General features: G+C 43.4%; 10 protein-coding genes. 4 read left to right on the forward strand and 6 right to left on the reverse strand.

What is annotated here, in order from left to right:
* Window positions 1-83: 83 nt before the first annotated feature.
* A complete protein-coding gene (locus HWQ40_RS15245; protein ID WP_292779176.1) occupies window positions 84-908 on the reverse strand; it encodes an alpha/beta hydrolase in 825 nt (274 codons plus the stop codon).
* A 720-nt stretch (window positions 909-1628) separates the two neighbouring features.
* Window positions 1629-2795 (reverse strand): AI-2E family transporter, encoded by a 1167-nt coding sequence (locus HWQ40_RS15250; RefSeq protein WP_292779098.1) that lies wholly within the window; start codon window positions 2793-2795, stop codon window positions 1629-1631.
* A gap of 286 nt (window positions 2796-3081) precedes the next feature.
* Here HWQ40_RS15250 and HWQ40_RS15255 point away from each other — a divergent pair, with 286 nt between their 5' ends.
* Entirely contained in the window at window positions 3082-3423 is a 342-nt protein-coding gene (locus HWQ40_RS15255; protein ID WP_292779179.1) for a hypothetical protein, read from the forward strand.
* Window positions 3424-3709: 286 nt separating this feature from the next.
* Entirely contained in the window at window positions 3710-5134 is a 1425-nt protein-coding gene (locus HWQ40_RS15260; RefSeq protein WP_292779100.1) for an LCP family protein, read from the forward strand.
* Here the strand turns inward: HWQ40_RS15260 and HWQ40_RS15265 are convergent.
* A complete protein-coding gene (locus HWQ40_RS15265) occupies window positions 5106-6200 on the reverse strand; it encodes an anthranilate phosphoribosyltransferase family protein (RefSeq protein WP_292779102.1) in 1095 nt (364 codons plus the stop codon). The genes HWQ40_RS15260 and HWQ40_RS15265 overlap by 29 nt on opposite strands.
* Window positions 6201-6858: 658 nt before the next feature.
* On the opposite strand from HWQ40_RS15265, the gene HWQ40_RS15270 reads away from it, so the two are divergent.
* Complete coding sequence (locus HWQ40_RS15270) at window positions 6859-7074, forward strand: hypothetical protein (RefSeq protein WP_292779104.1); 216 nt, start codon at window positions 6859-6861, stop codon at window positions 7072-7074.
* An 11-nt stretch (window positions 7075-7085) separates the two neighbouring features.
* Complete coding sequence (locus HWQ40_RS15275; RefSeq protein WP_292779106.1) at window positions 7086-9659, forward strand: GNAT family N-acetyltransferase; 2574 nt, start codon at window positions 7086-7088, stop codon at window positions 9657-9659.
* Between the two features lie 236 nt (window positions 9660-9895).
* On the opposite strand, the gene HWQ40_RS15280 is transcribed toward HWQ40_RS15275, so the two are convergent.
* The 3 genes from HWQ40_RS15280 to HWQ40_RS15290 form a co-directional block, all read right to left on the reverse strand.
* Window positions 9896-10525: an FHA domain-containing protein gene (locus HWQ40_RS15280; protein WP_292779108.1), complete on the reverse strand. Its 630-nt coding sequence runs from the start codon at window positions 10523-10525 to the stop codon at window positions 9896-9898.
* A complete protein-coding gene (locus HWQ40_RS15285; RefSeq protein WP_292779110.1) occupies window positions 10503-12641 on the reverse strand; it encodes a substrate-binding domain-containing protein in 2139 nt (712 codons plus the stop codon). The genes HWQ40_RS15280 and HWQ40_RS15285 overlap by 23 nt, the downstream gene beginning before the upstream one ends.
* Window positions 12642-12927: 286 nt before the next feature.
* Entirely contained in the window at window positions 12928-13608 is a 681-nt protein-coding gene (locus HWQ40_RS15290; RefSeq protein ID WP_292779112.1) for a response regulator transcription factor, read from the reverse strand.
* Window positions 13609-13615 lie beyond the last annotated feature (7 nt).

Genomic DNA, 13615 nt, shown 5'->3' on the forward strand with positions numbered 1-13615 from the left:
AGTTGTCCGAAACGGGTTGCGAAAAAACGAGAACGCACCCGTTCGGGTCTTCGACATTGATGTTTTAAATCAGTGGCTCGGTGTCACCCCTTGAGGAACGACAGCAGATCGGCGTTGAGCCTGTCTGCATGAGTATTAGTGAGACCGTGGGGTGCGCCCTCGTAGACTTCTAAACGGGCATTCTTGACGATCTTAGCTGAAGCCAGCCCCGCAGCCGCGATGGGCACGATCTGGTCATCGTCACCGTGGATAATCAGGGTTGGCACATCGAACCGTTTGAGATCCTCGGTGAAATCCGTCTCAGAGAACGCTTTGATACAGTCGAGTGCGCTTTTGTGTCCTGATTGCAGCCCCTGCAACCAGAAAGAGTCGATTAGACCTTGTGAGACTTTTGCACCTGGGCGGTTGAAGCCAAAAAACGGGCCGCTAGCAAGATCCTTATATAGCTGCGAGCGATCGGCGATAGAACCAGCACGGAGGTTGTCGAAAACCTCGATCGGTAGTCCGCCAGGATTGGACTCTGTTTTCAGCATCAGTGGCGGAACTGCGGAAATCAGCCCTGCTTTGGCTACCCGTGCTGTACCGTGGCGACCGATATAGCGAGCGACTTCACCACCACCCGTGGAGAAGCCGATTAGAGTAATACCATTCAAGTCAAGCGTTTCGATCAGCGTAGCGAGGTCGTCGGCATAGGTGTCCATCTCGTTACCATTCCAGGGCTGGCTTGATCTGCCATGCCCACGGCGATCATGGGTGATGACGCGATAGCCCTGCGATGCCAGGAACAGCGCTTGGATTTCCCAGCTATCAGCATTAAGCGGCCAGCCGTGCGAGAGAATAACTGTGGGCCCTGTTCCCCAGTCCTTGTAGTATATCTGCGTACCGTCTTTGGTAGTGATTGTACTCATGTGAATCCTATGTATATCGAGAGCAAAGACAACTGCTTGAAAGCGATCGCCCATATTGAGTTTCTTGAAAATTATAATAGGCAGTTGTTGCTTCTATGATTAAAAGCTTCTGTAATTGGGTTAGTGATGATGTTTATGCTCTATTCTTCAGCTTGTATTTAATTCAGAACACTCAAGTTATTGGAGTTAAGTCAAGAGTCAGAAACCCGAAAGACAAATTTCCAACAGGATTGGGACAATACTATGGATGCGTTAATGTTTTATGGTCGCGAGACAGAAGTGATACCAATTCTGTATGAAGATGCGCTAAACCATACTTAAATACAAGAAAGAAAAACGAACCGCAAAGGACGCATTCGCGCAGCGTCTCGTAAGAGAAGGACACAAAGAAAGAAAGAAAGAAAGAAAGAAGAAGTTAAGAGAGTTTGGCGCAGCCTCACAAAGAAATGGTATGACAAAGCTTGAAAGCTATCTAGAACATTGAAGCAAAACACCAATTGGCATTCATGTCTTGTGGCAAGGACTGACTTTTCACGGTATTTGGAAAATTTTTATATTAAACAATCGCTTGCAACAGAATTTAATAAATAAGAGGGGTAAAGGGTAAAAGGTTGATAATAGTCCCCTACCATAGGAGCAATAGCTTTTTACCCTTTCCCTTGCCCCTTACCGTTCCTGATAAATAACTGATGATACACTTCCTGTTCCTGCCTTCTTGTATTAAGGCAATGTTGCTTCAGAAATGCTCAAAGTGTTGTTTGCGTCAGCTTTCGAGGACTCATTTGCTGGAACGGATGCAGTTATCTCCCCAATGGCGCTGTCGTTTGTCCCGGTAACAGGACGCAAGGCACTTAAAGCAGTCTTAATTACAACAGCTGTAGGTACTGCCACAATTACACCCAACAATCCGCCAATTCTTGCCCCTGTTAAGACCGAAATTAAAATCCAAACTGGATTTAAACCAGTAAAACTGCCTAAAATTCGGGGAGCAATTAAGTTTTCGAGAATTTGCTGTACAATTACCGCTGCGATCAACACTCTCACACCCATTGAAAAATCTTGCAACGCTACCAATAGTGTAGTCAGGGCGATGCCTACAGAACCGCCAAAGGGGACGAGAGCCATCAGGCCAATAGTTAGTCCGAATAGCAATCCAAACGGCACTTTCAGCCACAAAAAGGTAGGAATAAGGGCTGAAGCCATACAGGTAGATAGAATCAACTGGGTGATGAAGAAATTTTGAAAGCTTAAGCGGACTGTTTTAGAGAAAGGCTCACGAAATTTATTAGGTAGCCATTCGACTAAACTTTCCCAGAGTTCACCCCCATGCTGTAAAAGATAAAAAGTCAAAACCATCGTCAAGAGAATATCTAGCAGACTAGTAACTGTGAGTACAGCCAGATTTAAAACTTGTCCTGCGATCGCTTGTAATTGTCCTTTGACGCGATCATTGATTTGCACCACCAGGGCATCGAGGTTAATCGGTAAGCCAAAAGTCTCAGCTTTTCCGTTTAATATCATTAACTGAGAGCGTCCAGAGTCAATTAACTCTGGTAAACGCGCCACCAGTTGTTGAGCTTGGGTAAGAGCCAGGGGAAAAAGTGTCACACCCAACGCCAATAAAATCGATAAAGCCAAGAGAAATACTAAAATAGCAACTTGCTCTCTCTTAGCACCATGATGCTCCATCCAGCTCACGGGGTAGTTGAGCAGAAATGCTAGCACTGAGGCTCCGACTAAAATGACTATGAGAGAATGGAAATAATTGAAAAATACCGAAATTGCCCAACCATTGATAACTAGCAGCGGAGCGAATAGCGCGATCGCCCCGATTCGCGCTATTGGAGTGAATGTTTGCCACCAGTCGAGTAGCTTACGTGTCTGCATTTTGAGCTGATTGCGGAATAGAACTAAATGAAATTTTTCTTTACAGCTTATTATCTCTAACTATATGAGTCTTATTCATCCTTCTAGTTTAGGAGTTAGACTAACCCCAATGAAGAATTTTGAACCAAAAGAGAATGGGGAGTGGGGAGCAGGGGAGCAAGGGAGCAGGGGAGCAGGGGAGCAGGGGAGCAGGGGAGCAGGGGAGCAGGGGGAGAATAATCATGCCCCATTCCCAATGCCCAATGCCCCTTACCCCTTATCCCCAGAGGGGACCCCACCATCCCCAATGCCCAAAACACAGTTGCTTTTACATTTAGTTCCGATCGTCGGCTTTTTTCCATCCTTGTGGACGCTCTATCGGGGCCAGGGTAGTCGGGAACAACTTGCTATTAGTCGTCTGTCTATTACTTTGGCACTTACTTGGTTGTTGAGTTATCTATTATTAGCTACCGGAGCAGCAACTTCAGATTTTTTTCCGCTACGTCTATTTATCCTCAATAGCTTTCTCACGTCAGGTTACTTTTTAGTAAGTGTTTGGTTGATTTTGCGTCTAATGCAGGGCAAATCTGGTCGTTTACCAGGGTTTAGTAATTTAGCAGAACGAGTGCTTGGCAAGTATTTATCTTAATTTTTTAGGGTGATAATTTGTCGGTGTTTTTACTGATTTTTGGAAAAATTATGGCTTATTTATTTATATATCTAGTCAAATCCAGTTTATTATTGCCATACTTCAGTAAAACATCTCCAGGTTGTCCCAAAAAAAGAATAAATGCTGCTATAAGTGTTGTGGTTGACACTACATTAAAAAAGTTAGCACTGATAATTAAGAGTTAGCTATTATGGGTTGATTTGTTTGGGTGTTTTTAGTCTGCAAAATTACTGAATTTGATTAGTGAGTAAGTGTGAGGAAGTCTGTGACCATTCAAAGAAGTTCGGCGGAAGAAAACCAGTCGGGAAAAGCCTCAAAGTCTAGTAAAAAAATTTCCCAGAAATCGACATCAGGACGTTGGCTGTGGTTTTGGGTAGGTATGAGTGGTATTGCAATGGTGTCAGCAACTGCGGGGGCACTTTTGGCGGTATCTTTAACCAGTACGCCTTTGCAACAAGCCCAGCTAACTCCCAAGGATGAGGCGGCCTTTGATAGCGATCGCATTTCTGGAGGTGTACTGCGATTTTCAGAATTAACTCGTCCGGTAAATCTTTTGGTGATGGGAATGAGTGTACTTCCCCCAGATATCCAAAACCCTCCTGAAGATACCAAAAATCTCAAATACCTACCCCAAGTAAACTCTTTTGATGGTCTTTCTGATGTGATGCTCTTGGTCAAATTTGATCCAGAGACGAAAAAAATAAATATGCTCTCCATTCCCAGAGATACCCGCACACAAATAGAGGGGTATGGAGTGAAAAAAATTAATTCCGCCAATGTTGAAGGTGGGCCAGCTTTGACTGCCAGAACTGTCAGTAATCTCTTAGGAGGGGCGGGAATTGATCGCTATGTGCGAATTAATGTTTTGGGAGTTGCCAAGCTGATTGATGCTTTGGGTGGCGTGACTGTTTACGTCCCTAAAGATATGAAATACCAAGATGATTCTCAGCACTTGTACATCAATTTGAAGGCGGGTAAGCAGCATCTCAATGGCGATCAGGCACTACAATTGCTGCGTTTTCGCCATGACGAACTCGGTGATATTGGTCGGATTCAGCGCCAGCAAATGGTCATCCGCGCTTTGATGGAGCAAACACTCAACCCAGCTACTGTTGCTCAATTACCTAAAGTTCTTGATGTCGTCAAAGAACACATTGATACCAACTTGACAGTTGAAGAGTTAGTGGCGCTAATGGGTTTTGGGGTGCGGACAAATCGCTCTAATATGCAAATGTTAATGCTGCCAGGTCGCTTTAGCGAAAAAGGCGAGTTTGATGCTAGCTATTGGTTGCCCAACAAAGATGGTATTGCGAAACTGATGGCTCAACACTTTGGTTTGGAGTCAGAACAGGAACAGCTGGCGACTGCGACCGACCCCCGCTCTTTGCGTGTAGCAATTCAAGATAGTACAGGTGGCGATCGCTCTAACCTCCAACCGTTAATTAGAGCCTTGGAAAAATCTGGATATCGCAATATCTATGTCGCCAAGGCATGGGGTGAACCTCTAGATGTAACTCACATTGTCGCCCAACAAGGAGATGGTGACAGTGCCGAATCAATTCGCAACACTTTGGGATTTGGAGAAGTGCGCGTGGAAAGCACTGGCAACCTTGGCTCGGATATCAGTATCCAAGTAGGTAAAGATTGGTTGCAACAAAAGTCTATTTTGGAGAAGTCGTTGACACCCTAAAGGCTATATCTGCTGATACTGAATTTACTACCTGGCTCAGTTCTTGGAGTTTAGCTGCTACTATACCATTGGTTAATAATTCTTCTGCTTTAGCTAAACCCTCTGCCATATCTGAACAAATACCACTCCGCCAGAGATAAAATCCGCCATTCCACAAGGCTGTTTGCATTAATTCACCTGGTTTACCTGCTAAAACCGCTTGAATATCCGCCACCAGTTCTTCAGTAGTTCCAAGGGGTACGTTCTTGGTAGTAAAGCCGTAATCACGCGGTACGAGGTGCAATCGTTCTACCTCTTGGGGTGCTACAGATGAGGATAAGCTGATGATTGCAGTGCGATCGCGTGGTAAGTCGCAACTACCTTCCAATCCTTTGACTAATGTAAATTTTGTTACTCCCCGCAGTCCTAAAGCTATCTGAAACATTCCTTCTGTCGGCGGATGGACAAACCCTGCAATTACGTGAGCATGCCCAGCATAAGGACACCAAATTAGCTCCATTGTCGCCAACGGCGGACGTTTGCCAAGTTGGTCGCGGTACTCCCAAATACTTGTAGTTAAGGGAAAATGCTGAGGTAGATAGATAAAGCCGATTCCCGTTTGCTCAAATACTTGTTGAGTTTTTGCTAGGGGTAAGGTAGTCCAATCGACTCCTAAACCCTGCCAAATATCTATCAGAGGTAAGCCATACTTAGTTGGTAGGCGATCGCTACCATGCATTACCACTGGTTGTCCCACTGCGGCGAGTAGTAAAGCTGTTACCGGACTAATTGGTGCTGTGCGTGTCCTACCATCATAGGGGATGCCAAGAGCGATCACTGGTCGCCCAGAGGCTATGGGTTGCAGTTTTGGCCCCAGTTCTTCATAAGCATCCAACATTCCAGCTAACTCTTCTCCCGTAGGACGCTTGATTCGGTGAGCAATCAAAAAGGCTCCAATTTGGGCTGGTGTCGCTTCACCCAGCAGCATCATTTTAATAGCGGTGGCTGCTTGGGCGCGAGTTAAATTCTCGGCTGTGTGGTTTCCGCTGCCTACTTTTTGCAGAAATTCCCGAAATACATTGCTCATTTTTCCTTTGTCCTCTGTCCACCGTCATTTGTCTATTGTCCTTTGTCTTTCGTGATAAGCGAAAATGACTAATGACCGAATATTGGATTTTGGATTTAATAAATAAATGTAAGTTCGACTAACTAAAAATAGCAGGATGTTGAGCAGGTAAGTCTTGGGGGTAGATATCAAGAAATGGTTGTTAAAACAAATAAGTATAAGCAGTCAAACCCGCAATTAACTTGACAATTAAATTTAAAACATTACGATGTCTAAAGTCCGTAAAATACATTGATAATCAGGACTTACAGGCAGTTTTAACATCAATTCATAATCAAGCCAAAAACGCTAAGAATAAGACTTTTATTATTGCCCAGCAATGGTTTCAAGCTGATTTACAGACGTATTTGGTATCCCATATACTGAAGAACCAAAATTTTTATACTTCTTTAGATAGATTGTATTACATGCTTAATTATTGGTAGTTGTTAGAGAACAGGCGCCTGAGGGCAAGAAATTTTAGCACATCATTCGTGTAAGCGCGGTCGCCGCCGCAACAATCCAGGTTTTTTCTACACTTTAAGAAAAGAAATTTTTTGTCCAAAGTCCAAGTATAGTTCGACGCGTCAAGACTAAAGCAGTTAACAAAAATCACTTTTGATTCGGGAGAGAAATCTAAATGATTATTAACGACTTGAACTACTTAGAGCAAGCTGAATCCGCAAACACTTTAGTAGGCGGAAGTAACTACGGCAAGGGCTATGGCAAAGACTACGGCAAGGTCTACGTCAAGGTCTATAGCAAGGTCTATGGCAAAGACTACGGCAAGGTCTATGGCAAAGACTACGGCAAGGTCTATGGCAAAGACTATGGCAAGGGCTATGGCAAAGACTAGAAATTGAGTGAGTGTTGTGGAACCCAAATGGTTGTGTAACCTTCTCAGCGTGCTGGAGCTTACGTTTTCTACCATTTCGGAATCGCCGCAACCTCATACTTGCAAACCTGGGTTCTTCCACTTTAGCTTTTGATAGTTCACAAATCTCCTGGCTCTTGAAAGCGATACTTGGCCGCTTTCACCCAGGAGATTTTTTGCAACTGCGTCACCTTACATCTGCCAAAGAGTTCAGTATGAAAGACATCGAAATTGAGATCATTGATAATTTTGAAACGTTTCAAACGATCAGAAACCATTGGGACTCCGTATACAAAACCGATTCTGAAGCTCAATTTTTCTTGTCTTGGACTTGGCTATCTGGTGTGCTGATGAAAAAATTGCGCAGCCATTCCCGTGCCGCGTGGTTTATATTAGCGGCAAAATCAACTGCCCCGACTTCAGAGTATGTGGCATTTTTTCCGCTAGAAATTGGGATCGCAGAACATCCCGAAGGCTGGCTCCAGAGTCGTCTGTCGATGATGGGAGTTGCAGATTCAGAGCATCTTGGGTTTATTTGCTTGCCAGAATACGAAGCAGCAGTCACTTCTGCCTTTGCCCAATTCTTTCAGCAACAGCAGGAAACTTGGTCTATTTTTGAAGTCGAAAATATTCAAACGAGCAAAGGTCGAATGAGTCGGTTCCTGGATCAGTTCTCCACAGAAGCCTTTGAATTGGCACAACAGGAACAGTTGAGCGATTTAGTAGATCAAATCGATAATAGCATTGTTCCGTACATCGCTTTGCCAGACGACTGGGAACAGTACCTGCAAACCGTCGTCAGCTCCAACACTCGACAGAAAATCAGACGCCTCTTGAGAAAAGTTGAAAGCTCCAACGAGTTCCACCTGACTCAGGTCAACGCAGAGAATTTAGATCTTCATCTAGAGATCCTCTTAGGATTTTGGCAAACCAATTGGGAAGGCAGAAAAGGCGCAGACTACTGCCAAAAAATCGTAGAGAACGTCGGGTTGGTTTTGCGTCATAGCTTTGAACACCAAACCTTATACTTACCAGTACTCTGGCAAGGAAACCAACCGCTGGGTGCGATCGCAAACCTAATGGATTTTGATCGCAAAACGGCTCTCTTCTTCATGGCAGGTCGAGACGACAACGTAAAAGAGCTTTCTTCTGGTCTGGTTCTTCATGCCTATGGGATTCAACATGCGATCGACAATAAATTTAAAGTCTATGATTTCCTGATCGGCAACGAGGCATACAAGTTTTCGTTTGGAGCCAAAGCCCGTCAGATCAAAACCATGCTGATCCAGCCCAAGCGATCGCACCAAAATCAAGCGCTAAATTTAAGAACAATTCCGGAAGCGCTCCACCGTTTTGGCCATTACCAACAAACCAACCGACTCGATCTAGCAGAGCAAGGCTATCGTCAAATTCTGAACGTGCAACCTCAACACCCAGGCGCACTCTATCGGTTAGGAGTCTTGATGCACCACAAAGGAAAGTACTCAATCGCTGAAGAGTTGTTCAGATATGTCCTTGAGCTGCAACCTCAAGATGTGAAAGCCTGGTTTAGTTTAGGCAACTTGCATCAAGCTCAAAATCAATTACCAGAAGCACAAGCAGCATATCAGCAAGCTTTAGCACTCCCCTCCGAATCCTCAATGCTTTCATCAGCAATCCATCATAATCTTGGCTATACGTTGCAACAACAGAATCAATGGGAAGCCGCGATCGCACATTACCAAAAATCCCAAGAACTCCAGCCCAACTCCATCGAAGCAGAAGTAATTTTGGCAAATGCTCGCTACGCCCAGGGAACATTACCCCCAGAAAAGCAGCTGCATTACGCTACCCTCAACTATGAATTGGGTAGTAAACGAAAACAGGTAGGTGATTTAAAGGTTGCGATCGAATACTATCGCCAATCCATCACAATGCAGCCCACTCTAGCAGAAGCTCACTATCACCTCGGCATCGCATTCCAAAAACTAGGAAACTTGGACGAGGCGATCGCATATTACCAAAGCGCCCAAGCCCTGCAACCCAACTATCTTGAAGCCGAAGTTAGTTTAGCGAATGCTCTTTATGCTCAGGGAAAGCTACCCTCAGAAAAACAAGCGGATTATGCTGCCCTCAATTATAAATTAGGCAACCACTGCAAACAGGCAGATGATTTAGAAACTGCAACGGAATACTATCGGCAATCTCTCGTCCTAAATCCAAACCAACCAGAAGTTCACTATCATCTAGGATTTGCCCTACAAGAACAAGGAAACTTGGACGATGCGATCGCACATTACCAAAGCGCCCAAGCCCTGCGACCCAACTACCTTGAAGCCGAGGTAGGAATCGCAACCGTCTTCTATGCACAAGATAAACTATCCGCAGCGGATCGAGATCGCTATGCTGCACTCAATTACGATTTGGGCAAGGTTCACCACCAATCAGGAGATATCAAAGCTGCAATCAAATACTATCAGCGAGCGATCGGACTAAAACCAGATTTGACAGAGGTTCGCGATCGTCTACGCCAAGCACTGCAAGAAGAGGACGGTATTAAAATTAAGGTCAGTCGGGCGAAACAATAGAAGCCAAGTGCGCAATTGAAAATCGCTGTAAGATGTATAGCGCTTTATTGACTTAATTCTCAATAATCACAAAGACGCGATAAATCGCCGTCTCTACAAAACGACTGATTATATGTAGAGACGGTGATTCATCGCGTCTCTTGCCTTAACCCAACAGTATTGCCCAGTCTTTGACTGTCCATACATTCATTAAGTCAGAGATTCAATGAATAGACTATTACCAAATCACCTTTTTACTACACTACATATATAGTGAAATTAACTAGGTTATCTTGACCAAATCGCAGTAAATCGCCGTTAAGTAGGCGATACTGCATACCGGGGGTCAGAGGATTGTTGTTTAAATAAATACCATTTGTACTCATATCAACAATCATGTAAGAATTTTGCGACCAGTCCCAATCGACTCGCGCATGACGACGAGAGACTATTCCCTCACTGGGAATACCAGTCAAGTCAATTTCTGGTGGCGCTATTCCTGGACTCTGACTGCGGCGACCAATATAACCTCCTTCGCCAACGAGGTGAAATTCTCTGCCGCTGCTATGAATCAGTTTTAAGGCTGGCGCTCTTTGAGCCGGAGGGGTATAAACAGGCGGTGTTGGTTGATAGGAAACTCTTGGCTGATAGACTGTTGAATAATCAACGGGGGCTTGTTGGGGAGCTTGGTAGTTAGGTTGCTCTGTGGCTGGGCGCTGATACTGAACAGGCGGTTGTTGAATAGGCGGAGGTTGACTAGGTGGTTGTGGTGTAGGAGAAACTACATTACCCACAGGGGTGGAACACCAGGGACAAACCTTAGCATTGTTAGGCAGGGCGCGGTTAAAATATTCGCAACTAGGATTAGGGCACCGATTTGCAGGCATAAGATTTTATATCATCAGGCATAGGTTGTAAAGCTACAAGACCTACTTTACTAAGTAAACACTGACCCTGACGAGTGGTTAGCATCTGGGCAAATGTAGAACCACCAAGCAGGCGGCTGTTGTCTTTAGGGTACACTACAAAAATAGGGTATCCCAGAGGGTAGCTTTGGAAAGTTGTGACATCAACATAATAATCATCATGCTGACACAAGTCATCTGAGGGATTAATTGAGCGCCGATCGCGCTTTTGAAACAGAGGTTGAATAGCGGACTTTTTAGCATCTGCGATCGCTAGAGAATAGCCAGTACACTGACTCGAAGTTTTACTGATAATTCCAAAACTGATAATACCAGTGGTTCGCCCCTCTAAAGTCTCACTGCGTATTAGGTTTTGGGTTTTTGTCGTATCAAGTTTAGTAACTTTTGCTGCAAATAAAGCTTCGTCTTGAGGAGCATTTTTGAGAACTATTTCTTGAAATTTACTGATTGCTTCTGGTTCAGTTGGGGCAAAAGGTTTCACAGGCAGATTTGGAAGTTTGGGACTAATCTGCTGCCAATTAGTAATTTTGCCTGTGTAAATTTGACGCAATTGTTCAAGATTGATTTGCCCCCCAAGAGCATTAGCAAGATTTGAGTCTCTTTTATTAAATGCTACAAAAACAAGTAAACCATCATAGGCTACTGCTTTTTTAGCCAGTTTATCTGTAATGTTGTCTACCAAACTAGTAATTGCAAAATCTTTTTTGTTTGTTTGGACTTCTTCGAGACTTTTAATCTGATTATTTATATTTGATGACAAAACAGATTTATAGTCAAATGTTGCTGTTGCATCTGGCTTTGGTCTGGTCAATAAATCTCCTAAACGACTGTTGTCCACTAATTGCGTTAAAACAAAACTCCATGTACTATCTTTTTCTCCTGTGTAAGTAAATTGTCCAGAAGGAACGTTAGGGACTTCTGAAAAATTCCGCACAAGTCTAGACCATTGGATATATTGATTAGGACTAGCTGTTTTCCTGCCCCAAAGCCAATACCAAATTCCCCCACCAAGTAGTAATAAAAGCAGGATTACTAGTAAAAGTAAGGGCATTGGCAAAGGCTTTTTTATTTCTTGAGAACCTGGCGATCGCACTGAACTTGAATTTTTAGCACGATCTTCTTGAGGAAGTTTTAGCAGTGCTTGACGAGCCGCTTCTGCACTCTCGAAAGGAGTTTCCAGCCTAATTAAACGATAAATAAATTGCTTTAAATGGCTATCGGTATCTGGCCATTGTTGATGATCTCTAGGATCGAGAGGCTGGTTAGATGAAAAATTAGTTGTCCGCCCTGCCCATAAATAAAAGGCTAACAATCCTAATAATTCTAAATCTTGCTCAGGCCTGGCGGGAGCAGGTTGAGGAATAATCGGTGGAATAAATAAGTTTTCCCAGATAGCTAAATCACAAAAGTATATAGAAAACTTTTGATTATTTTCTACTTTAATTAAAGTACTATCTAAATTGATATTGCCGTGAGTGATACCCAGTTGTGTTTGATTGGAGGGAAAACGCAGCTTTTGGGTGTGGAGAAACTGGAGAGTTTGTAAACCTTGATTTAGTACCTCACGCACATCAAGAGATGTCATTGCCCCCTTTTCTATGAGATACTTACCTAAAGTTTGGGATGACTCTATGCCTTGAGTAATTAAATAGCAGCGTTCTCCTTTTACATCCGCAATCGCTTCTTTAGTTTCCACAAGACGGAAGTTTTGAACTCGACTATCGGCTAAACTTACCCCACCCACCCGTTTAAAAATCTCTTTCCGCTTTTGAGTCTCACTTTCATTAAAAGAACGATTGGGGAGCAGGTATTCTTTGATGATTACAGGTTGTTTGTCTTTAAGTTGAACACCTGAGTATAAGCGGCCTAAACCCCGCACACCGACAAAATTAGCTATTTGATAAGTTCCCTGACTTCCTTTAATCTCAGCCTCCTGTGGTAAAGTTGCTGGAAAACCACATTCCAAGCAAAACTTAGCGCCCTTGATTTGCTGCGCCGTTTGGAAGGGGCGATCGCAACTTAAGGGAGAATTGTACGAGCAGGGGTATTGTTGATAAAAAGATTCAAATGAAGCCATATAAGCAATTCAAAATTCAAAATTCAAAATGAAAAACTTTCTGTTGGCAAACATCCTGACTACTGAATTATATGCCAATACAGTTCAGTGAAGCATTTATTTCTTCTCTTCCTTTGCGTCCTTCTCTGACGAGACGCTGCGCGAATGCGTCCTTTGCGGTTCGTTAAAAAAATTGAATTTAACAAATAGTTTTAGCCTTAACCTAACCGTATTGGATTATATGCAAGTTAAATGTGGAATAGCTTACAAACAGTTTCGTGAATTGCGTCTATTCCTTCCTGAGCTATCAAGCGTGAACTAATCCTAGCTTGAGGGCAGTCACAATCGCTTGAGTCCGGCTAGTAACCTTCAATTTTTCAAAAATACTGGTGAGATGCGCCTTAACAGTAGCAACTGTTACATATAAATGTTTAGCGATTTCTTCATTAGAAGCACCTTGAGTTAACCAGTATAAAACCTCTTGCTCTCTTTCAGTTAAATGCACCTCATGACATGCTTTCACACAAGAATCTGAATAAGCCTGAAAAAACCGGAAAAATCGACTAGCAACTTCTGAAGGTAGATAAATTTCTGACCTAGTTACAGTGTCAATAGCCTCACACAATTGGGTTGCCACACGATTTTTAAACACATAACCTGCGGCTCCCCCCTGCATCGCTCTAAAAATCCAGTCATCTTCTTGATGAGCCGACAATACTAAAACTTTGCCACTGTAAGCAGCTTCTTTAAGACGTGCCAGAACTGTAATTCCATCACATCCTTTCAATTGCATATCCAGCAAAATTAAATCTGGACACTTCTGAGTTGTAAACTTTAAAACCTGCTCAACAGAATCTGCATCACCAATAACTTCTACAGCTAACGCCGAATTAATACTATAAAAATTTAGTAGAGTACGTAACCCTTGACGAAACCGTTCTTCATCATCTACGAGTAAAACTGAAAGTTTATTACTATCATTAGCCATCTTTTTA

It is taken from the genome of Nostoc sp. NMS9 (assembly GCF_017114995.1).
GTDB lineage: Bacteria > Cyanobacteriota > Cyanobacteriia > Cyanobacteriales > Nostocaceae > Nostoc.